A 22,032-nucleotide genomic window follows, 5' to 3' on the forward strand; every position below is an offset into this window, starting at 1 on the left:
AAGCGCTACCCGCTATCGATGGATTGCGAAAGAAGCCAAGGCGCGGTCGCCGCCAGCGCCAGCCGGAGTGTTCGGTCCCCATACCAAGGTATCGCCAAGGGCATTCGTTCAGAGGGGCGCCGAAGCCCTGTGTGTGAATTGCCTGACTTGGAGGTGTTCGAGAAAATGAAGGCGAAAACACTCGTCTCCGCAGTGGGTTACGCCAAAACTTCGATTGGTGGCTCCGGGACGGAAACGTTTTACGTCTTCACGAGCGGATGCGCCGATGACACCAATTTCGCGAAGAGGGTTCCTGGCGGGTTCGGCTGCGGCAGCCGCTGCGACGAGCTTGGAAGCCTTCGGGTTTTCGGAGGCTGAGGCCGCTGTGGCTGCGGCTGTCAAACCCTTCCACCTCACCAACACCACCGAGACACGCAACACCTGCACCTACTGTTCCGTCGCGTGCGGCATCATCGTCTACGCGAAGGGCGATCGCCGCAAAGGCGAGAAGGCCGACATCGTCCACATCGAAGGCGATGCGGATCATCCGACAAATCGAGGCACCCTGTGCCCAAAGGGCGCCGCCCTGCGCGACATCGTAAAGTCCGAGACACGGCTGACCCAGCCGATGGTCAGGCGACCGGGGTCGGATCGCTTCGAGCCGATCTCATGGGACTCCGCGCTAGACAAGATCGCGCGGGCGCTCAAGGACGACCGCGACGCCAACTTCATCGAGAAGAACGAGGCGGGCATTACGGTCAATCGCTGGCTGACGACCGGTTTCCTGGCAGCCTCCGCCACGACAAACGAGACGGCTTACGCGACCTACAAGGTTGTTCGTAGCACAGGAATTCTGGCGTTCGATAACCAGGCGCGCGTCTGACACGGACCGACGGTGGCGAGTCTCGCCCCAACATTCGGTCGCGGAGCCATGACGAACCCCTGGACGGACATCAAGAACACCGATCTCGTCGTCATCATGGGCGGCAATGCTGCCGAGGCCCATCCTTGCGGTTTCAAGTGGGTCACCGAGGCGAAGGCCAATCGTGGCGCGAAACTGATCGTGGTGGACCCGCGCTTCACCCGCTCGGCGTCGGTAGCGGACTATTATGCGCCGATCCGGCAGGGTACCGACATCGCCTTCCTGCTAGGCGTGATCAACTACTGCATCGCCAACGACAAGGTGCAGTGGGACTACACGCGCGCGTTCACCAACGCGTCCTACCTCGTCCAGGAAGGCTTCGAGTACGAGGACGGCCTGTTCACGGGCTATGATGAAAGCAAGCGCGACTACGATAGGTCGACGTGGGAATACCAGATCGGGCCAGATGGCTATGCGGTCGTCGATGAGACGCTTCAGCACCCACGATGCGTCTGGAGCCTCCTGAAGGCGCACGTCGCCGCATACACGCCCGAACTGGTAGAGCGCATCTGCGGAACTCCAAAGGACAAGTTCCTCACCGTCGCCCGGATGATCAGCGAGACGTCATCGCCCGCCAAGGCGATGACGTCGATGTACGCCCTCGGCTGGACCCAGCATTCGAAGGGCGCGCAGAACATCCGCACGATGGCGATGTTGCAGCTGATCCTCGGCAATATCGGCGTCCGCGGCGGCGGCATGAATGCCCTGCGTGGTCACTCCAACATCCAGGGCCTCACCGACATCGGGCTGATGTCGAACATGCTGCCGGGCTACATGAACCTGCCGCTCGATGGCGAGACGACCTTCAATCGGTACATGTCGACGCGCGCTTTCAAGCCGCTTCGTCCAGGCCAGACGAGCTACTGGCAGAACTATCGAAAGTTCTTCGTCAGCTTCATGCGCGCGATGTACGGCGCTGCGGCGCGAGCCGACAACGACTGGGCGTTCGATTATCTCCCGAAACTTGATGTCGCGAACTACGACATACTGCGCGCCTTCGAACTGATGCAGAAGGGGAAGATGAACCTCTACTTCTGTCAGGGGTTCAATCCAATGCAGGCGTTCCCCAACCGAGCCAAGCTCGTCGAGGGGCTCTCGAAGCTGAAGATGCTCGTCGTCATGGACCCCCTTCAAACCGAGACGGCTCGGTTCTGGGAGAACCATGGCGTCTACAACGAAGTGAACACCGTCGAGATCGAGACCGAAGTTCTCCAGCTTCCCACGACGTGCTTCGCGGAAGACGAGGGTTCGCTCGTCAATTCGGGGCGGTGGATGCAGTGGCACTGGCCCGGCGGCTCGCCTCCCGGCTCCGCCCGCACCGACACCTGGATCATGGCGCAGATCTTCGTGCGTCTACGGGAGCTCTATCGGAAGGAAGGCGGCGCCTTCCCGGACCCGATCCTCAATCTCTACTGGCCTTATGCCGATGCTGAGGAACCGACCCCGGAAGAGCTCACCAAGGAGATGAACGGCTACCTCGTCTCCGAGGTGGTCGATCCCGCTAATCCGTCGCGGATGACTCTGCAGCAGGGGAAGCAGCTCTCCGGTTTCGGTGAGTACCGCGATGACGGCGGCGTCGTCGGTGGCTGCTGGGTTTACTCGGGAAGCTTCACCGAGGCAGGCAACATGATGGCCCGCCGGGACAACTCTGATCCAGACGGCGCGGGGATGTACCTGAACTGGACCTTCGCGTGGCCGGCCAACCGGCGGATCATCTACAACCGCGCCTCGTGCGATCTCGACGGCAAGCCCTGGGACGCGTCGCGCAAGCTTCTGGAGTGGGACGGCGCGAAGTGGACTGGCTACGACGTCCCCGACATTTCGCCGACGGCCAAGCCGCGTGATGTCGGGCCGTTCATCCTGAATGCGGAGGGTGTCGGCCGTCTGTTCGCTCGTCAGCTACTACGCGACGGACCCTTCCCATCGCACTACGAGCCGTTCGAGAGCCCTGTCGCCAACCTCGTTGCCCCAAAGGTGCGCGGTAACCCCGTCGCGCGCGTGTTCGAAGACGATTGGAAGCAGTTGGCGGACATAGGCAGCGCCGATTTCCCCTACGCGGCCACGACCTACCGGCTCACCGAGCACTTCCACTACTGGACCAAAAACAACCATGTGAACTCAGTCCTCCAGCCAGAATCTTTCGTCGAGATCTCGGTCGAACTCGCTGAGGAGAAGGGGATCGCCAAGGGCGATTGGGTGCGTGTCTGGTCCAAACGCGGCGGGCTGTTCGCCAAGGCGGTGGTGACGAAGCGCATCAAGCCGATGCTCTGCGACGGCAGGATCGTCCACGTGGTCGGCGTTCCGATCCATTGGGGCTTCGTCGGCGCAGCCAGAAAGGGCTTCCCTGCGAACGTGCTCACGCCGTTCGTGGGCGACGCCAACATGGAAACCCCGGAGTTCAAGGCCTTCATGGTCAACATCGAGGCCTCGACGGGCCCGGTGGCATAGGAGGCGTAGCTTGTTTCCGCCAATCCCCAATCCGTCCGTCAAGCCCGAAGCCGCCAAGGCGCGCTTCAGCGAAAAGGACCTCGTCCGGCGTTCGGCGTCAGAAATAAAGCCGCCGGCGCAGCGCCTGACCGAGGTCGCGAAGCTCATCGACGTCACGAAGTGCATCGGCTGCAAGGCCTGCCAGTCGGCTTGCCTCGAGTGGAACAATCTTCACGAGGAGATTGGCGTCAATCACGGGGTCTACGAGAACCCCATGGACCTGACGCCCAACAGCTTCACGCTGATGCGGTTCACCGAATGGGACAACCCCGAGACCGGCCATCTCGAATGGCTGATCCGGAAAGACGGCTGCATGCACTGCGCCGATCCTGGATGCCTGAAAGCCTGCCCGTCGCCAGGCGCGATTGTCCAGTATTCGAACGGCATCGTGGACTTCATCCACGATAACTGCATCGGGTGCGGCTATTGCATCAAGGGCTGCCCCTTCAACATCCCTCGCATCTCCAAGGTCGACCACAAGGCCTACAAGTGCACGCTCTGCTCCGACCGTGTCGCGGTCGGCCAGGGGCCTGCCTGCCAGAAGGCTTGTCCGACACAGGCGATCGTCTTCGGCACCAAGGAGGAAATGAAGGGCTGGGCTGACTTCCGGATCAAGGACCTGAAGTCCCGCGGATTCGAGCATGCCGGCCTCTACGATCCGCCGGGCGTCGGAGGCACCCACGTGATGTACGTGCTCCATCACGCGGACCGACCGTCGCTCTATGCAGGCCTTCCGGACAATCCCAGTATCTCGGCCGTTGTCCAGGTCTGGAAGGGCGTCACCAAATATCTCGGAATGGCGCTTATGGGCGCGTCGGCGGTCGCCGGGCTCGTGCACTACGCCGTCATCGGCGGGAACAGGGTCACCGAGGAAGACGAGGAGAACGCGGAGCGCCTGCGCAGCCGGCGCGTCAGTGGCGGTGAGGATGCAAGAGCATGAGCGCCGTGGAGAAGGTTGGCTCCCGAGGAACAGCTCAGTCCGGCGACACAGTGACCGACGACTTTCCAATCCGCGTCCGAAGATATGGCGGCCTAGTGCGACTCAATCATTGGGTCACGGCCGTAAGCCTGGCGCTGCTGGCGATCTCGGGGATGGCGCTCTTCACACCGAAGCTGTTCTTTCTGACCGCCCTGTTCGGTGGTGGGCAGATGACGCGGATGATTCATCCCTGGATCGGGCTCGTTCTCGTCGTTTCCTTCTTCCTGCTCTTTGTCCGATTCTGGCGCGCGAACCTGCCGACGATCGCCGACGGCGTGTGGCTGAAGAAGATCATCGACGTGGTTTCGAACCGCGACGAAACGCTTCCCGAACTCGGGAAATACAACGCCGGCCAGAAGTTCGTTTTCTGGTCGATGTCGGCTCTCATCATGGTGCTGGTCAGCACCGGAGTGGTGATCTGGGACCAGTATTTCTCGGGCTTCGTCTCGATCGAGTTGCAGCGCTTCGCCGTGCTCATTCACGCATCGGTCGCGGTGTTCGCGATCTGCGTCTGGATTATTCACGTCTACGCTGCCTTCTGGGTGAAGGGCACATTTGGAGCCATGACCAAGGGCGTGGTCACCGGCGGCTGGGCGTGGCGCCATCACCGCCTGTGGCTCAAGCAGCTGGTTGAGCAGCGCGAGGCGAAGGACGTGGCGTCCGCACTCCCGGCGTCGGCCGATCCTTCAATCCCGCACTCCCGCTCGCAGGCCTAAACACATGCTTCGTGGACCGAGATTCGACCTGGACGCGCTGAGGCCAGATCCGACCGCGATCGGAGACGTGTCCGCACCGACATTCGCGATCGTTCCTGATCCGAGATCCCTTTTCTCAGATCGGGCGCAGCGGCTTAGGACCTATGGGGGCGTCAGCCCGATGAAGCTCTATCTCGACTTCGTCGCGGATATCGCACAGGCCCAGTCAGAGACTGTTTTGAGCCAAGGCTGGGCGCCGACAGACGTCATGGCAGCTCGGCGCGCGAGCACCTTCGGGATGCCGCCGATCGATCGAGTAAGGCTTGCTTCCGACGCGACGATCATTTCGACCCTGCACCAGTTCCTCGATAGGCTGGAACACTTCGTTATGCCCGTGGCTGCAGTGACCGCGCTTCACCGCGTGCGCCACGCGGCAAAGGAAGAGACCCAAGCATGGCAGCGCAGCGTGCTTGAGGGCGGGTCTCTGGTCGATGAGCTTGCTGAACATGCCCTCGTAGCAGCCGGCCTTCAGGTGCATTTGGCGACGCTGGCGGCGGGGCTTGATCCAAGCGCGCTTTCGCCAGTGGGCGACGGTGTCTGCCCGGCATGCGGTGGGGCTCCGGTCGCTTCGATCATAGTCGACCGCGCAAATGCGCATGGCAATCGCTACTGCGTTTGCTCCATGTGCGCGACGCAGTGGAATTTCGTCCGTATCCGCTGCTGCTCTTGTGGCTCAACCAAGGGAGTTGGTTATCAGGAGATCGACGGCGCTAATGGGACGATCAAGGCTGAAACCTGCGACGAGTGCGGGACCTATGTGAAGGTCATGTACGAGAACCTCGACACGACCATCGAGGCCACCGCAGACGACATCGGAACTCTGGCGCTCGACCTGCTTATGAAGGACGGCCCCTACCGCCGTGCGGCGTACAATCCGTTTCTGCTCAGGTTCTGAGCGTCATGTTCGAAGGGTGAGAAAGGCGCCTACTACACGACGCCTAGGGACGTCGGAGATGAAGGTTCGCAACGCTAGCCGGCAGATCGCGCGAGACGTATCGGTGGTGAGCTCCCATGAGACCTTCGGCCCTCGCTATAGCCCGGTCCGCGAAGCATCAGCCTGCGGCGGCTCGAGGTCCTCGTAGGCCGGCTTGCGGCTACTAGACCCACAGAGCTGATGCTCTGCAGTCGTCGACGAAGCCTTGACGACGTAACGCTCTAGGGGCGATCTATCAGATCTCTCTGCCCGCGTTGACGCTTGCCGAGACGCCTAGATGGTTTCCGGGTCGACGCCACCAGCGGCGCAAACCGTGGCGAACAGGTCGTCGGGCTCGAACGGCTTTTCCAAGACGCTATAGGCGCCGAAGCGGGAAGCTTGCAGCCTGACCGCTTCCGTCACGAACGCCGAAATCACGACAGTCGGGATCTCGACTCTTCGCTGACGCAGCTCTCCAAGGAGCTCGATGCCGCTCATTTCTGGCATCTGAACGTCGCTCACCAGGCAGGAGAACTGCTCAATATCTCCGCATGACAGAAGACTCAGGGCGTCGGCGAAGCAAACCACTTCCAGCCCACCGCTTCGAAACAAAGCGTCGAGAGAGTATCGGACGTCCTCGTCGTCGTCGACGACTGCAATGACAGGAGGCTTCCGCGGCATGGAGCACCCCCTTTGAAACGCTCACCAACTTGTGCAGTTGGACAGGGCTTATAACCCACGCAAGCCATACGACGGTATATGCCGTCAGCTTTGTGCTTCGCTCTCCATTTCGTTACGCTTGCCGCGCTGACGACCCGCTCCGATTTTCCTGAGAGACTCGATTTCGCAGGGCGGTGACAGTCATATCGGGCGTCTCGGCAGCCCGACGGAGGTGGGGATGCTCGTCGAGTGTGACTTGAATAGAGGGGCCCATCCAACGCCTCCCCAGGTCATCGTTGTGGACGACGATGACGGTGTGCGTGAGGCGCTCAACTTCCTGTTCCAATCCGTAGGCCTGCTCGTGACGTCATACGCCTCGACGCGGGCGTTCCTCGCTGCGGATCTGCCTGATTGTCCTTGCTGCCTGGTTCTCGACGTCAGGATGCCGGAGGAGAGCGGCCTCGAGCTCCAAGCCAAGCTCAACGTCCGTGGAGACAAGACGCCGATTATCTTCATCACCGGCCATGCCGATGTTCCGATGACGGTGAAGGCCATGAGGCTGGGCGCGGTCAACTTCCTTCCCAAGCCATTTCGCGATCAGGAGCTGCTCGACGCCGTCTGGGAAGCGATCCGGTCCGATTCTGAGCGCCGTCAAAGTGAAATGGGCTTGTCAGAACTTCGCAAGCTTGCGGAGCAGTTGACGCCTCGAGAGCTGGACGTCCTGAAGCTGGTCGATCGCGGCCTTCTCAACAAGCAGATCGCCTTCGAGCTCGGATTGGCGGAGGTCACCGTGAAGATGCACCGCAGCAATGCCTTTAAGAAGCTGCGAGCGACGACCGCGACGGATCTGATCCAGAAAATTCGGACTCTCGACATCCGCTGACCGAGGGCGCTAGCCGATCACCAATAAGCAATTCAGCCCTGCACCGAAGTAGAGCCGCGGCATACCGCCGTATGATTTCGGCGCCGGGAACCTCGAAGCATCATCTGTCCGCAGCGTTTCAAGGGGTGCGTCCCCAAGCTAAGGATCCAGACGATGCCTTTCGTTACGACGGCAGACGGTACGAACATCTTCTATAAGGATTGGGGTCCGAAGGACGCCCGCCCCATCGTGTTTTCTCACGGTTGGCCGCTCTGCTCGGACGCGTGGGACGGCCAGATGCTATTTCTGGTCCAGCAGGGCTTCCGCGTGGTGGCGCATGACCGGCGAGGGCATGGTCGCTCTGATCAGCCTTCTTCCGGTAACGACATGGACACCTACGCCGATGATCTCGCGGCGGTTCTGGACGCGCTCGACATCCGCAATGCCGTGATGGTCGGCCATTCTACGGGCGGTGGCGAGGTCGCCCATTATCTTGGTCGTCATGGTTCGAGCCGGGCCGCGAAGGCGGTCCTTATCGGCGCCGTCCCTCCGATCATGGTCTCGACTGCGCAGTGGCCAGACGGTCTCGACATCTCGGTGTTCGACGGGATTCGCAACGGCGTGTTCGACAACCGCTCGAATTTCTATCTCGAGCTCGCAATTCCATTCTACGGCATGAACCGCGGGGGGGTGGCGATCAATGACGGCCTTCGGCACACTTTCTGGAACCAGGGCATGATGGGTGGGATCATTGGCCAGTACGCATGCGTCCGCGAATTCTCGGAGGTCGACTACACCCCCGATCTCGAGAAAATCGATATCCCCGTTCTGGTGATTCACGGGGACGACGACCAGATCGTGCCGATCGCTCACGCCGGTGCCTTGACCGCTAAGATCGTCAAGGGAGCCGTCCTGAAGATCTATCAGGGCGCCCCGCATGGTCTCGCCTCGACACATCAGGACAAACTTAACGCTGACCTGCTCGCCTTCGCCAAGGACTGAGCGCTCAGCCCGGCGCGCCGACGGTTGTCGGCGCGCCATCGCCACGAAGGCGTCGACCGCAGACCCGCTGGGTGCAGCGCGCTCTGGGCCAACCTGCTTACCCTCAGCTTGCCGTTCCTCGCGCGATCGCGAATAAGCGATGGAGAGCAAGCGAGTGCGAGCATGGTTCTGGCCGAAGCCCTGGATCTCGTTGGCGACAGCGTCGTCACCGTGGACGTAGATGGGCGGATTAAGAGTTGGAACCTCGCTGCAGCCGCCCTTTATGGGGTGAAGCCGAATGACGCGCTGAACCAAGACATCGAACCGCTGCTTGGAACGTATCCCGAAGAGGCGAAGCTGCAGCTTCAAACGCGTGGCTCATGGACGGGGCGTCTTGAGAGGAAGCGAGCGGATGGCTCCACCATTCGAGTCCGCGCGCGGTTGGCGAGGTTCTCGACTGCGGCAAGTGACGACGATCGAACGATCGACGTTTCGACATTAATCGACGAAACTCATCCCGCTGAGAAGAAACTCCAAGATATCGAATACAGATACCGTAACCTGTTTGGCGCGGTCGCGGCGTCATTCTGGGAGCTGGACTTCGTGGCCGTCGGAGAAATGCTGAGAGATCTACGCCAGACAGGCGTTACTGATCTTCGCTCGTATTTCGCTCAAAACCCAAAATATGTTCGCGACATGATGCGCGCGACGCGCATCATCGACATGAATGACAGATCGATGCAGCTATTCGAGGGTAGCAAGCGCGATCTGCTCAATTCGAGCATCGATCAGTTTTGGCCTTACGAAAGCACCAAGGACTTCGCGAGTTCGGTTTTAGCCGCAATCGGCGGCGATCCGCATTTCATCGTCGAGACTCGAATGCAGACACTGCTCGGCCGTGTCTTCGACGTCCTGTTCACCGTGACATTTCTACCGGGCACTGTCGGCACCGGAACGCTGCTGATAGGCATCACCGATATTTCTGATCGCGTGAAGGCAAGCAAGGATCTCCAAGAGGCCAACCTTCGCCACAGGATGTTTCTGGAGGTTTCCTCCGTTGCTCTGTCAGAGATGATCTCACCGGAACTGGCGCACTGTTTCGAAGATTTACGCGCAACGTCCGTGATTGACCTAAGCGCCTATATCGACGAGCATCCAGAGTTTATCGACTTTGCGCTCGCCAATGTAAGGTTCGGCGAAGCCAATGAAGCTGCGGTCAAATTATTCGGCGCAATCTCACGCGAAGACCTGATCGGTCGGACGCTTATAGACGTATTTGTCCCAGGGCGTGACGTCTTCCGATCCGCTCTGGAGAACGTCTACAAATCCAACTCCGCATTCCAAGCGGAAATGAGAGTGCGAAGTCTCGATGGGCGGCAGGTGGACACGATATTCTGCATGGTGTCGCCGCCAGAGCTTCGCAAGAAGGGCATCGTTCTCGCAGCCCATCTTGATGTCACCGAGCAGGTCAATGTTCGACGTGATCTCGAACGTTTGCGCAAGGGGGTCGCGCATTCCGCTCGAGTGGCGATGCTAGGAGAACTGTCTGCATCGATCGCGCACGAAATCAGTCAACCGATCACGGCGATCACGACGAACGCATCGACTCTCGAACGTGTCCTTCAGCAAAAAAACCTGAACCTCGAATTCGCCAACGGCGTGTCTCAGAGGCTGCAACGGGACGCAATGCGGGTCCGTGACATCATCCAAAGAATTCGAACGCTCGCCGCCAATCAGGAAGTCCAATTCGAACCGGTCAATCTCGATACAGTCGTCAGCGACACGATCACGCTTCTAGCGCACGAACTGCAGGAGCACGAAGTCGCCCTGACCAAGAGCAACAGGGTTTCCGCCCCAATCGTTATCGGCGATCGCGTTCAGCTTCAGCAGGTCATGGTGAACCTCATCATGAACGCGATCCAGGCGATGCATGCCTGCCCGCCGCGCAACAGAAGGGTGCAGATCGAGCTCGTCGAAGCAGACCATCGATTGATGATATGCGTCACGGACTCCGGCGTTGGCTTTCCAGACGGCGCTGCCAGCGAGATGTTCGAAAGCTTCCGCTCGACAAAACAGGGCGGGCTTGGATTGGGGCTGGCGATCTGCCGTTCCATCGTTGAGGCGCATGGCGGCTCGCTTACAGCAGGCAATCGCTTGGACGAACCAGGGGCGGTGCTTCGAGTGAGCCTGCCCGCAGCCCCAAGCGAGTAGCCTTCGTCCGATCGGGTGCGAGTTCCTTAGCGACGCCCCCGTGCCGACGCGGAGTATCCTGTTCGTCGTCGCGCTGGGCGGGACCGGCTTCCAAAGTCTCGATAGTGGCGTCAGCGGCGACCGAAAGCCCATCGCCCCAAGACCCCTTCAATCCGCCCGGTTTCTTTCGCGTGCCGTTACGCGACAGGCCTGACAGGCCACCTATACGAAGGTGTGTTCATTCAGGGTCTCGCGAATAGGTTTTGAACGCTTCTGTCCAAGTAGTCGTGGCGTAAAAACGTGAGAAAATGCCTCCATCAAATTCAGGAGGCGGCAGTGTACATTCGCGAATTGCTCGTAGGGGCTATGGCGGTTTGTTTCTGCACAGTTATGGCGGCTGGAAACGTGACCAAGGCGGGTGAAAATCATGATGGCGAGCTCATCAAGCTGAGCAGCGGATACCCCTTTGCGCTGACCGTTCAGAAATTGGACGCGGCGCTCGTCGGTAAAGGCTTCACAGTCTTTGCGACAATTGATCAGAAAAAGGCGGCAAACTCTGCTGGATTGGATATGCCGCCGACGACGCTGCTCGTTTACGGCAATCCCAAAGGCGGGACCCCGCTCATGGTAGCGGCGCCGGACTTCGCACTGGATCTTCCGTTGAAGGTCCTCGTACGCGAGGAGGGCGACGGACAGGTGACCGTGGTCTATCAGCCTGCAGCCTCACTCGACGGTAGGCATGGTCTGCCGGCCGGCCTGGCCGCAAAGCTCGGGGCAGGCGAGGCTGTCATCGCAGCTGCGATCAAGGCCCCGAACTGACGTCTGCGGGCGCGGTGGCGCCGACAATTTCAGGAATTGGAAGATGAGCTTGGAAGCTGAAACGGGTGGCGAGCCCGCGATGACGCACGTCCTCTCGCGCAGAAACATCCTATCGGCTGCGATGGGTGTTGCTGGCGCAGCGGTGGTCGAAAGAGCTTCAGCGGACAGCCTGGCCGATGTGCCTGAGCGGGGTCCAGGTAATCCGCTCACAGCCACTAGCGAGCGGTCTGAGTTCGTGCATATCGCGCGTCTGCCGGAGTCGACGCCCGGGATCCGCCATGTGGACCCCAGTCGGGCGATCAACTCCAAGGCCCCGCTCGACAAGCTGGTCGGGACGATCACGCCCGCCGACTTGCACTATGAAAGAAGCCATGCCGGCGTTCCCGAAATCGATCCGGCGAAACACCGCCTCCTCGTCCACGGGATGGTGCAGAAAAATCTCGTCCTCACGATGGACGACATTCTGGCGATGCCGTCGATCTCCCGGATCGCCTTCCTCGAGTGCACCGGGAATGGCTGGGAGAATTGGAAGTCGGCGCCGTCCGACGTAACGGTTCAGAACACGCATGGGCTAATCAGCACGAACGAGTGGACGGGGGTGCCTCTCTCGTTCCTCGTCGACCTCGTAGGCGTCGATCCAGCGTCGACGTGGATGCTTGCTGAGGGCGGCGACGGCTCTGCCGTGGCGAGAAGCATTCCGCTGACAGACGAGATCCTGTCCGAGGGCATCCTGGCTCATGGGCAGAACGGAGAGCCTCTGCGGCCAGCGCACGGCTTTCCACTCCGCCTCTTCCTTCCGGGATTTGAAGGCAACCTGAACATCAAATGGCTGCGCAGGCTGAAGTTCGGCACTCGGCCGTTCATGACCCGCTGGGAAACAGCCCGCTACACGCAACTTCAGGCTGACGGCTCCGCGCGACAGTTCCAGCTCCATCAGGATGTCAATTCCGTCATTACCTCGCCGTCCGGGATGATGGAGATCCGCCTAGGATACACCCGCATCACTGGTCTCGCATGGAGCGGCCATGGCCGCATCGTCAGGGTCGAGATCAGCACTGACGGGGCGAAGACATGGCGCGATGCGGTCATTAGCGCGCCCGCCCTTCCGAAGGCTCAGACGAGATTCCAGGCCGATTGGGTATGGGACGGCGCGCCGACGAAAATTGTCAGCCGGTCCACCGATGAAAAGGGCAACGTGCAGCCTGATCGCGCGAGCTTCATCGCCGCGACGGGCACGAACGCCCTCTTCCACTACAACGCTCAACAAACGTGGGCCATCGATGCGGCCGGAAAGGTTCGCAATGTCCTGGCCTAAAGCACTGTCGCTCGGCGCGTTGGCTCTCGTCTTCGCGACAGGCGCCTCCGCTTACGATTTCGGCCGTCCTGCGACGCAGGCTGAAATCAAGTTGTGGGACATCGATGTCAGTCCCGACGGAACTGGCCTTCCTGAAGGTCGCGGGGACGTCGCCCGCGGTCGCGACGTCTACAATGACAACTGCGCCGCCTGTCACGGGGACAAGGGTCAGGGCGGCTTCGCCGACAGACTTCAAGGTGGCCAAGGTTCGCTGGCGTCCGATCACCCGGTAAAGACTGTCGGAAGCTTCTGGCCCTACGCGACGACGCTGTTCGATTACGTCCGGCGAGCGATGCCATATCCCGAGCCGCAGTCGCTGAGTGACGACGACACTTATGCGGTCGTCGCTTACATCCTGAACATGAACGGGATCATTCCCGCCAACGCGACCATCGATCGGTCGACCTTGCCCTCCGTCAAAATGCCGAACCGCGACGGCTTCGTGCCGGACGAAGAGTTTCGGGTGATCCACAACTCGAGACAGAAGTGAGCGGTCGCATCATGCCAGAGTTTCACGTCACCACGAGTCGGCGAGCGGCGCTCGGGTTCCTCGGGGCCTCGGCCGTCATCGCAGGTGCATCGCCGGCTCGAGCGGGCGATACGATCCGAAGCGGTTCATCGTCTGGTGAAGCGCTGCGAGCCCTGAAGGCCAGCCTGGCGGCAGCTCCGCGTCGAAGGTCGTTCAAAACCGTCCCATTCATGGTCACGAGGCCTGACGAGTGGGATCACGAAGCCGCGCAACTGGTCCTGTCGTACGGCCCTCGCACGATTCAAATGTGGGAGAGCACCGACCTGGGCGCTCCCTGGCTCAACCTGATGAGAGAGGCGCTGAACGGTCAGGTCTTTGCTCACAAGAACCCCGACTTCCTCCCGGTGGCTGCGGTTCACGGTTCCGCCCATCTGACGCTCTTCGACCAGGCGGCATGGGACATGTACGCCTTGTCGTCGCTGTCGGGAGGCAAGGCCACGGCGAACAAGTTCGTATCCGCCAAACCCGGAACCACCCCATCGGACGACCTGCAGGATCTGGGGGGCTATTACGGCCCTCAGAACAACAACATCCAGACCCTTCAAGAGCGTGGCGCGGCGTTCATCGCGTGTCACGACTCGATCCATGCGATCGCCCGCACGCTGCAGACGAAGAGGCCGACTGGCCCGTCCGCAGACATGATCGCCGCGGATCTCACCAATCATCTGGTGGAAGGCTCCATCCTCGTCCCGAGCGTGGTCGCGTTTCTTGCCGAGCTTCAGCGCGCGGGCTTCACCTACGCCAAAGCCGACTGAGGGCGGGCGGACGTGAAGCCATTGGCCCGGCCCCGTCTGACTAGTTGAGCGCGGCTCGGCCGACGTCTCCCCCATCATTGCCAAGCAGTGACAGAGCGTGAGATCCCGCGAGCATTTCAGCCAGAAAAGTGACAAGTGGGCGAGCGAGATCGCCCGCTTGTCCTTCTTCGCCGAGAACGATGATTTCGGCCATCGGCAAGGCCGGCCAGTGCTCCGGCGCCTTCAGGATCTGAAGTCCCTCCTGCACGAAGGACCTGCCGAGCACCGTCACGCCAAGTCCGCCCGCGACAGCTGCTTGCGCGCCCATCAGGCTCGATGCCGTACAAGCTGGAATCCACTCCCTGCGGACAGCGTCGAGCGAAGAAATCATCAGGTCTCGATAGCTGCAGGGCTGCGGCAACATCACCAGTCGAGCGGGCTGAGTGAAATCTGGTTCGTAGTCGCTCGAGGCGAGCCAGACCAACGGCTCGCGCCAGATCAGGCGGCCACGCTGCGCCTTGCCTTCCTGCTTTGCGATCACCGCATCGATCTGGCCGGCGTCATAGGCGGCGAACAGGTCGGAGCTGAGGCCCGTGAGAAGGTCGAGGCTGACCCCAGGATAGATCCGACCGAACTTCGACAACATCTTGGGAAGTTGGCCCGGCAGGAAATCCTCGGAAACGCCGAGCCGCAAATGGCCGACAGCAGTCGGTTCACGGAACTCACGCATCACCTTGTCATTGAACTCAAGCATTTGCCGGGCCGCCACGAGCAACCGCTCTCCTTCCGCGGTCAGCTTGAGCGAGCGGCTGCTGCGCTCGAACACACGGTGTTCGAGGATCTCCTCGAGTCGCAGAACCTTCTGGCTGACCGCGGATTGGGACCGGTTCACGACGTCGGCTGCAGCCGTGAAGCTCCCGGTTTCTGCGACGGCAACGAACGCGCGCAGCAGGTCGATTTCGAGATCAGGGTATCGGATCACGGAATTCGCTCGACGTTTCAATCGCGGCGTTGCGATCGGAAAAACTTATAGACGTGGTTGAGTTTCATCAATGGCCTCAACGGGGCGAGAGCTCATGGAGATGCGAAATGACGGATGTAGCCAAAGCGAGTCAGCGCTTCGATGTGATGGCGATCGCCGCATCGTTTCCCGACACTGCTCAAACGCTGCTGCTCGACCGATACCTCACAAGCGAGGAGGCGGCGAGCGCCCGCGTTTTTCGGGTCTATCGAGAGACGCCGCCCCACTTTCATGCGACCTGCGACGAGTATCTCTTCGTGCTCACAGGGCGAGGCACGTTCTGGATGGAGGATCCTGCATCGGAGGCGGAGTTCGGGCCCGGCCAACTTCTTTTCTTCAAGAAGGGCGTGGTGCACGCCTTGCCGAAAATTCTCGAGGGCCCGCTGACCTTCCTCTCCGTTGACACACCGCGGCGGGATCCCAAGGACATCGTCTTCGTCAACCCGGCCGACGGCACGCCCGAGGGGTTTGTCCAGCAGTATTAAGCGAGGCCTCGGGCGCACATCGCTCTGGATGACGCGAGATAGCCAAGGTTCACAAGCGTAGCAGCCGCGCTTGTGAACCTTGATTTTCTCCACCCCTGAACGACCGGTCAGGTGACCGAACGCCTGCAGGTTCGAGTTCAGTCAGATCAGCGGCTTATTATAGCATACCACTGTATTACAATTGGATACTTGCGAAGAAATGAAACCCGGAAATTGAAGAACTATTCTCTCTTCATCGGCCGCTGGGGTCGTGGACACAAACAGAAGAGAGAAATTGCCATGAACAAGATCTTTGTTGCGATCGCTTCCGTGATCATCACCGCCTCGGTCGCTCAGGCGGCCCCGGCTGCTCGCCACTCGGCGGGCGTCAGCACTGTTGAGGCGAGCCAGGCTGACCAGCGCTCGGGCGCTGAGATCCTTGGTGGCTTCGGCGCGGGCGACCGCTCGAATTCGGTCTCCGAAGGCGCTGGCATCATCGGCGGGTTCGGCCCGGCCAAGTCTGGCAGCCACTTCTCGAAGTAAATTCGAGCCTTGACTGCGTCCACTGGGCTCTCAGGCTGTATCTGAGAGGACGCCTGAGAGCCCTGAATTCGAAAATCCAATTTATGGCGGACAAAGCAAACACCTTGGCGGCGCGCTCGCGAACCCGCCGAGGTGTTTTCTCGCGTTATCGAACATGAGGCGAATCCAATGTCACACGAAGTCTACAGCGTCATCGAGCACGATGGTGGATGGGCCTACCGTGCGGAAGGAACGATATCCGAGACTTACCTCACGAAGGCAGAGGCGCATCGCGCGGCGGAGCGAGCTGCCCGGAACCAGCGCTCGCCAGGCGAAGATCGCGAAATTGAGTTTGAGAGGTCGACGGGCGCTGGAGGTCCGAGCACGCCGACGGCGGAGATCGCCCGCTGACGGAAGTCAGAGACGCCTAACGGCCCCCACAAACACAAGTCACGGAGTTGCCCCATGGGCGATCCTCCAACGATTGCGGTCGTCGATGACGACGAGGGCGTCCGACTGGCGACCCTAAGCTTGCTGCGATCTTACGGCTTCGACGCCCTGGTTTTTGGATCCGGGGCAGAGTTCCTTGCCGAGACGACGAGCCAATCGCCAGATTGCATGATCTGCGACATCCAAATGCCGGACATGACCGGGCCGGAGTTGGTTCTCCGGCTCACGCAGGAGGGACGACGATACCCTGTCATCTTCGTGACAGCGTTCGCTACTCAGGAACTCCGACGGCTCGCCATCGCCTCTGGTGGCGTTCGGGTTTTGGAGAAACCGAGCTCGGCCGACGACCTCATCGCTGAAGTCGAGAAGGCGATCGCCGACTCATCGAATCCGAGCACTTGGGCCGCCGCTTAAAGTAAGGACGCATGCCTCGGTGCACAGAGTTCGCCCGGATGAATATATCGATCAAACCTACGTATTAATTTGAAGAACAAGCGTAGTATACAGAAAGTCATCAAGGTCATCCAAATTAATCCTCAGAAGACGCCGCTGGTGGCGCCTCTGGAAAAAGGATGACTGTCATGAAGACCCTGATGTTTGCTTCTTTCGCCGCTGCCCTCGTTGCAACCGCCGCGGTCGCCGAGCCTTCAGCCGAAGACTGGATGCGTCGCGACTCCATCATGAACCACGCGCCGCTCGAGCATTCGAAGAGCGAGACCGGAACCCGCGGCGCGGTGCACGGCGCCAAGACCGTCGGCGCGCTCCAGACCGAGACCCGTGGTCTGGCCATCAGCAGCGAAGACGTTCGTCGTCAGGGCGGACTGGTGACCGCCGGCGCCGTGCGCTGGATGTCCGGACCGGAATACGTCGCACTTAACGGTTCGATGAAGAAGCAGCCCAAGGCCACTGATGGCCGGATGCACCAGGACAACGACCAGGGCGAGTGGACCTCGGACCGCAGCAACGGTTGAGGACCGCTGCCGGACCCGTCGCCTCTGCGACGGGTCCGGCCCTCCTGCCATCCAGACCTGACGACTCCCACGGATCTCGCCGGCGGACACCGCAGCCGCCATCAGTCGAGAAACGACTAGATGCAAGAAGAACTATGCGTTTCTTTTATCTTCCTGTCTTGACCATCTTTGGTTTCGCCTCCGCCCAGGTGGCGGCGGAGGCCGGTAAGGAATCTGGAGATGACAACGGTCATGGCAGGTAAATCGCCCCGACCTTCGCGATTTGCGAACTCGAAGACCGGTCTTGGCGTACTGAGCTCTCTTGGGCTTGCCTGCGCCATTCTCCTATGGGGTGCGAACTGGCCGGTGATGAAGGTCGGTTTGAGCCACGTTTCGCCGCTGTGGTTCTCGGCGCTGCGATTTGCGACGGGAGCAGCTTGCCTGTTCGGTTGGCAAGCGCTGCGAGGTGATCTGCAAGCGCCCAAGCGCGAAGATTTGCCCTTCATTGCGTCGATCGGCCTGCTTCAGATGACGCTGTTCACGGCGTTCGGCGCATGGGCAATGACCGAGCTTCCCGCAGGCCGTTCAGCGATCCTGAGCTACACGACGTCGATTTGGGTCGTGCCTGCCGTGTACTTGCTCGGCGAACGAATTCAGCCGCGTCGCCTCGTTGGAGTTGCGTTTGCAGTCGCTGGGGTGGCGATCCTGCTGAACCCGCATGCTGTGAACTGGAGCGACCGCCGTCTTCTCGAGGCGAACGGATTATTGCTGGCGGCATCCGCATGCTGGGCAATCTGCATTCTCCATCTCCGCTACGGACGCCCAGCCTCCTCGGCGATTGCTCTAGCGCCCTGGCAGATGGCCTTGGCGACAGTTGTCCTAATGCCGACGGCGCTGGTTTTCGAAGGCTTGCCAACGGGCGACGGCACGGCGGCGTTTTGGCTATCCCTCCTCTTTGTTGGGCCCGTCGCCACCTCTTTCTGCTTCTGCGTGGTCAACGCGGCGAGCAGCCGGCTGCCCGCGAGCGTGATGTCAACGCTGATGCTTGCCGTTCCCGTGACCGGCCTCGCCATCTCGATGGCCACTCTACACGAGCCTCCATCCGTCGACCTGCTGCTCGGCGCGCTCGTGATCGTCATTGGCATCGCTGTGAACGCGATGCCCTCCCGTCCCAACACCATCAGTCTGGAAGCGAAGTCATGAAAGCCGTTGGTTTCTACAAGTCATTGCCTGCAGGTGATCCGAACTCGCTTGTCGACGTCGAAATCGCGAAGCCTGAGCCAAAGCCCCGAGATCTGATCGTCAAGGTCCAGGCAATCTCGGTGAACCCTGTCGACGTCAAGATGCGTGGTCGCCTCGCCCCCGCAATCGACGTTCCGCATGTGCTTGGCTACGACGCCGTCGGCATCGTCGAGTCGACAGGCTCCGATGCGAAGCTCTTCAAGCCGGGCGACGCTGTATTCTACGCGGGCGCGATCGATCGTCCTGGAGCCAACTCTGAGTTCCATGCGGTCGATGAGCGGATCGTCGGACCGGCCCCCAAGTCCCTCACGCCCGAACAGGCGGCCGCTCTGCCGCTGACGTCGCTGACCGCCTGGGAGCTGCTCTTCGACAGGCTTCGCGTTCCCTATGGTCGGATGGCGACGGGCGACGCGATCCTGATCGTCAACGGAGCCGGCGGCGTCGGCTCGATCCTGACCCAGATCGCCCGTCGCCTGACCGGCCTGACCGTGATTGCGACCGCGTCGCGGCCCGAAACTGAGCGCTGGTGCTTCTACATGGGAGCGCATCACGTCATCGATCATCGCAAGCCGCTTGATCAGGGGCTGCGTGAGATCGGCATTCCGGAAGTGCGCTACGTCGCGGGATTGACCGCGAGCGACCTCCATCGCGATGCCATTGTGGCGGCCCTCGCCCCTCAGGGCGCGCTCGCCATGATCGACGACCCGGAGAGCTTCGACGTCACTCCGTTCAAACGGAAGAGCCTGTCCGTCCACTGGGAGCTAATGTTCACCCGAAGCCTCTTCGGGACCGCGGACATCGAGGAGCAGCACAAGATCCTGAGCGAGGTTTCATCGCTCGTAGACGCGGGCGTCCTGAGAACCACGCTCCGCGAGGAGATGGGGCGGATCAACGCTGCCAATCTCCGTCGCGCGCATGTCGCTCAGGAGAGCGCTCGCTCGATCGGGAAGACGATCCTGTCGGGCTTTTGAGGCGGCTTCTGGAGAAGGAACACGGATATGAAAGCGATCATCTCCTTTCTCGCAGCCGCGAGCATGTTTGCCGTCGCGCCGCCGTTGGCTGCGCAGACGATAGGGGTGCTTGAGGACGTGGCACGGTTCGACGGTCCCATGCCGACCGGTGTCACCGTAGCTTCCAGCGGGCGCGTGTTCGTGAACTATCCGCGCTGGGGCGACGACGTTCCGTTCACGGTCGCCGAGATCAAGGATGGAAAGGCGACCGCATATCCCAATGAGGACCTAAACCGCGGAGATCCTAGCCGCCCCGCGGACACCTTGCTCAGCGTTCAGAGCGTCGTCGCGGACGGAAAGAACCGGCTGTGGATCCTCGACACGGCCGCCCCGGGGTTCCAAACTCGTGTCTCGGGAGGCGCAAAGCTGGTCGCTGTGGACCTGGCGACAGACCGTATCGTGCGGACGATCGTCATTCCCGACGACGTCGCCCTCGCGACCACCTATGTGAATGACGTCCGATTTGATCTCAGGAACGGGGATGGCGTCGCCTACATCACCGACTCTTCGGTGAGCGGGCCCGGCGGGATCATCGTGGTCGATCTCGGCACCGGCCGCGCCGTCCGTCGGCTCACCGGACACCCTTCGACGTCGCCCGACCCGTTGTTCAAACCGGTCGTCGACGGCCGCGAGATGCTGGTGCGACCCAAATCCGGGCCGACCAAGCCGTTCCGCGTCGCCAGCGATGGAATCGCGATCTCTCCGGACGGCGAGACGCTCTACTACTGCCCGCTATCGAGCCGTCGCCTGTACGCGGTTCCGACCTCGGCGTTGCGGGATCCGTCCCTGTCTGACGCAGATCTCGCCGCGAAAGTAACAGAGCTCGGCGAGAAAGGTGCCTCTGACGGCCTCGAGACCGATGACAAGGGTCGCGTTTATGCCGGCGACTACGAGAACAACGCCGTTCGACGTCTGGAAAACGGCGCCTGGACGACGATCCTCCAGGACGACAGGGTGTCATGGCCGGACACGTTCTCGATCTCGGGTGACGGCTTCCTCTATTTCACGGCGAACCAGCTCCATCGTCAGGCCGGATTTAACGAGGGCGTGGATCTTCGGCGCAGGCCCTATCACCTCTACCGGGTGAAGATTGGAGCTGGACCTGTCGTTCTGAAATAGAACTATCTTCGGAAGCGAGAGAGACGGCGGACGATCATTCGTTCGCTGCCTTTTTATTGAACCAATAGAGCTACCAAACCTGAGCATTATCTTCTCAAACTGCAGAACGATTTCGGACCTCTGCCGAGTTTCGCACATTGCTCCCGACCGGCGCCGTCTGATGGCGTCCTGAACGGGATGTCAGAAATGAGATGTTTGATCGCTTTTAGCGCGCTCGCGCTCACGGTCACTGCCGCGATCTCGGGGTCGCAAATGGGCTTCAGCCTTCACATTGCCCTGCCGGCGACCAGTGTCGCCTCAGAACTCATGCCTCTCGCTGGACCCTTCTATTTGCCGACCGGCGTGCCGCTCCCAGGGCGGATCGACCGAGCCGAACTGGCCGGGTCGATTGGCGAGGATCGGCGGGGGCTAGCTGTACCCGTAGATGCTGTCCGCTGGCGCCATCAGCTCTTTCCTCCAAGCTGGAACAGCTTGGAGACTACGGACGTCAGACGTGCCGACGTCGTCGGCGAGCCGAGCGAAGAAGACCTAGACACGCGCCGCGGCCGACGGCTGCGAAAGGACCGAGACACCGTACGTGGCGAAGATGAGGCCTAGGCGGAATGGCGTCTCGCGATCGCCTCAGCGATGAGCCCCGGACCCGTACTCCCTAAAACACTGAACACAGGCGAAGGACGCCGATATGAACGATCGCGTTTACCCAAAGCTCAAACCCTACATCGTAGGCCCATTGGGTCGCTGCCCGCGGTGCGGAGAAGGAAGACTGTTCTGCGGTTTCCTGACGCTTCGGCCATCTTGCGAAGTATGCGGTCTCGACTTTTCATACGCTGACCCGGCCGACGGCCCTGCCTTCTTTGCCTCGATGTTCTTCTGCCTGCCGTCAATTTCGTTCGCGGTCTGGCTCGAGCTCGCGTTTCAGCCGCCATACTGGGTGCACGCGATCACGACCTTGCCGCTGATGTTGGCGACAGTGATCCCGCCGTTGAGGCCCTTAAAGGGCTGGCTGGTCGCCAGCCAATTCTATCACAAGGCGGCCGAGGGACGGTTGGTCCGTGAAGGTGAGGTCGCCGATCCACGGACCTGGTGACGC

Annotated in this window: 22 protein-coding genes; 20 read left to right on the plus strand and 2 right to left on the minus strand. The window is 61.0% G+C overall.

What is annotated here, in order from left to right; all coding sequences use genetic code 11:
- The first annotated feature begins 265 nt into the window (after window positions 1–265).
- From fdnG to fdhE, 4 genes are read left to right on the plus strand one after another with little or no spacing between them, the layout of a single operon-like run.
- Entirely contained in the window at window positions 266–3,349 is a 3,084-nt protein-coding gene (fdnG, locus tag ACFOWB_RS10350; RefSeq protein ID WP_378147136.1) for a formate dehydrogenase-N subunit alpha, read from the plus strand.
- A 10-nt stretch (window positions 3,350–3,359) separates the two neighbouring features.
- The gene (fdxH, locus tag ACFOWB_RS10355; protein WP_378147139.1) at window positions 3,360–4,328 is read left to right on the plus strand and encodes a formate dehydrogenase subunit beta; all 969 of its coding nucleotides are present in this window, start codon (window positions 3,360–3,362) and stop codon (window positions 4,326–4,328) included.
- Complete coding sequence (locus tag ACFOWB_RS10360) at window positions 4,325–5,083, plus strand: formate dehydrogenase subunit gamma (protein WP_261405010.1); 759 nt, start codon at window positions 4,325–4,327, stop codon at window positions 5,081–5,083. Before fdxH ends, ACFOWB_RS10360 begins: the two co-directional genes overlap by 4 nt.
- Window positions 5,084–5,087: 4 nt before the next feature.
- On the plus strand, window positions 5,088–6,017 hold the full coding sequence (gene fdhE / locus ACFOWB_RS10365) for a formate dehydrogenase accessory protein FdhE (RefSeq protein ID WP_378147141.1): 930 nt from the start codon (window positions 5,088–5,090) through the stop codon (window positions 6,015–6,017).
- A gap of 312 nt (window positions 6,018–6,329) precedes the next feature.
- Here fdhE and ACFOWB_RS10370 read toward each other — a convergent pair whose 3' ends face one another.
- Complete coding sequence (locus ACFOWB_RS10370; RefSeq protein WP_261405007.1) at window positions 6,330–6,716, minus strand: response regulator transcription factor; 387 nt, start codon at window positions 6,714–6,716, stop codon at window positions 6,330–6,332.
- A 217-nt stretch (window positions 6,717–6,933) separates the two neighbouring features.
- On the opposite strand from ACFOWB_RS10370, the gene ACFOWB_RS10375 reads away from it, so the two are divergent.
- From ACFOWB_RS10375 to tetH, 7 genes are all read left to right on the plus strand, one after another.
- The gene (locus tag ACFOWB_RS10375; RefSeq protein ID WP_378147144.1) at window positions 6,934–7,578 is read left to right on the plus strand and encodes a response regulator transcription factor; all 645 of its coding nucleotides are present in this window, start codon (window positions 6,934–6,936) and stop codon (window positions 7,576–7,578) included.
- 153 nt (window positions 7,579–7,731) lie between these two features.
- Window positions 7,732–8,559 carry an alpha/beta fold hydrolase gene (locus tag ACFOWB_RS10380; RefSeq protein ID WP_261405005.1) on the plus strand — a complete coding sequence of 276 codons (828 nt, stop codon included), beginning with the start codon at window positions 7,732–7,734 and terminating at the stop codon, window positions 8,557–8,559.
- Window positions 8,560–8,721: 162 nt separating this feature from the next.
- The gene (locus ACFOWB_RS10385; RefSeq protein WP_378147146.1) at window positions 8,722–10,749 is read left to right on the plus strand and encodes a PAS domain-containing sensor histidine kinase; all 2,028 of its coding nucleotides are present in this window, start codon (window positions 8,722–8,724) and stop codon (window positions 10,747–10,749) included.
- A 315-nt stretch (window positions 10,750–11,064) separates the two neighbouring features.
- Window positions 11,065–11,547 carry a DUF302 domain-containing protein gene (locus ACFOWB_RS10390; protein ID WP_378147148.1) on the plus strand — a complete coding sequence of 161 codons (483 nt, stop codon included), beginning with the start codon at window positions 11,065–11,067 and terminating at the stop codon, window positions 11,545–11,547.
- Window positions 11,548–11,590: 43 nt separating this feature from the next.
- On the plus strand, window positions 11,591–12,862 hold the full coding sequence (gene soxC, locus ACFOWB_RS10395) for a sulfite dehydrogenase (protein ID WP_378147150.1): 1,272 nt from the start codon (window positions 11,591–11,593) through the stop codon (window positions 12,860–12,862).
- Window positions 12,849–13,391, plus strand: a complete 543-nt coding sequence (locus ACFOWB_RS10400; protein WP_261405001.1) for a c-type cytochrome — start codon at window positions 12,849–12,851, stop codon at window positions 13,389–13,391. The genes soxC and ACFOWB_RS10400 overlap by 14 nt, the downstream gene beginning before the upstream one ends.
- Entirely contained in the window at window positions 13,388–14,185 is a 798-nt protein-coding gene (gene tetH / locus ACFOWB_RS10405) for a thiosulfate dehydrogenase (protein WP_378147153.1), read from the plus strand. Before ACFOWB_RS10400 ends, tetH begins: the two co-directional genes overlap by 4 nt.
- Window positions 14,186–14,225: 40 nt before the next feature.
- Here the strand turns inward: tetH and ACFOWB_RS10410 are convergent, their stop codons facing one another.
- Window positions 14,226–15,143, minus strand: coding sequence for a LysR substrate-binding domain-containing protein (locus tag ACFOWB_RS10410; protein ID WP_261405700.1), 918 nt, complete (start codon window positions 15,141–15,143; stop codon window positions 14,226–14,228).
- A gap of 110 nt (window positions 15,144–15,253) precedes the next feature.
- On the opposite strand from ACFOWB_RS10410, the gene ACFOWB_RS10415 reads away from it, so the two are divergent.
- The 9 genes from ACFOWB_RS10415 (at window position 15,254) to ACFOWB_RS10455 (ending at window position 22,029) form a co-directional block, all read left to right on the plus strand.
- Window positions 15,254–15,670, plus strand: coding sequence for a cupin domain-containing protein (locus ACFOWB_RS10415; protein WP_261404999.1), 417 nt, complete (start codon window positions 15,254–15,256; stop codon window positions 15,668–15,670).
- 213 nt (window positions 15,671–15,883) lie between these two features.
- A complete protein-coding gene (locus ACFOWB_RS10420; RefSeq protein ID WP_261404998.1) occupies window positions 15,884–16,192 on the plus strand; it encodes a hypothetical protein in 309 nt (102 codons plus the stop codon).
- A 168-nt stretch (window positions 16,193–16,360) separates the two neighbouring features.
- Window positions 16,361–16,582, plus strand: coding sequence for a DUF2188 domain-containing protein (locus tag ACFOWB_RS10425; protein WP_315855170.1), 222 nt, complete (start codon window positions 16,361–16,363; stop codon window positions 16,580–16,582).
- Window positions 16,583–16,636: 54 nt separating this feature from the next.
- Window positions 16,637–17,035 (plus strand): response regulator transcription factor, encoded by a 399-nt coding sequence (locus ACFOWB_RS10430; protein WP_261404997.1) that lies wholly within the window; start codon window positions 16,637–16,639, stop codon window positions 17,033–17,035.
- Between the two features lie 167 nt (window positions 17,036–17,202).
- Window positions 17,203–17,592, plus strand: coding sequence for a hypothetical protein (locus ACFOWB_RS10435; RefSeq protein ID WP_261404996.1), 390 nt, complete (start codon window positions 17,203–17,205; stop codon window positions 17,590–17,592).
- A 219-nt stretch (window positions 17,593–17,811) separates the two neighbouring features.
- On the plus strand, window positions 17,812–18,774 hold the full coding sequence (locus ACFOWB_RS10440) for a DMT family transporter (protein ID WP_378147158.1): 963 nt from the start codon (window positions 17,812–17,814) through the stop codon (window positions 18,772–18,774).
- Complete coding sequence (locus ACFOWB_RS10445) at window positions 18,771–19,784, plus strand: zinc-binding alcohol dehydrogenase family protein (protein WP_261404994.1); 1,014 nt, start codon at window positions 18,771–18,773, stop codon at window positions 19,782–19,784. The genes ACFOWB_RS10440 and ACFOWB_RS10445 overlap by 4 nt, the downstream gene beginning before the upstream one ends.
- 27 nt (window positions 19,785–19,811) lie before the next feature.
- Window positions 19,812–20,942 (plus strand): L-dopachrome tautomerase-related protein, encoded by a 1,131-nt coding sequence (locus tag ACFOWB_RS10450; RefSeq protein ID WP_378147161.1) that lies wholly within the window; start codon window positions 19,812–19,814, stop codon window positions 20,940–20,942.
- Window positions 20,943–21,624: 682 nt separating this feature from the next.
- The gene (locus ACFOWB_RS10455; RefSeq protein ID WP_261404991.1) at window positions 21,625–22,029 is read left to right on the plus strand and encodes a DUF983 domain-containing protein; all 405 of its coding nucleotides are present in this window, start codon (window positions 21,625–21,627) and stop codon (window positions 22,027–22,029) included.
- The last annotated feature ends 3 nt before the right edge of the window (window positions 22,030–22,032 follow it).

Source organism: Chenggangzhangella methanolivorans, from assembly GCF_042648545.1.
Lineage (GTDB): Bacteria > Pseudomonadota > Alphaproteobacteria > Rhizobiales > Methylopilaceae > Methylopila > Methylopila methanolivorans.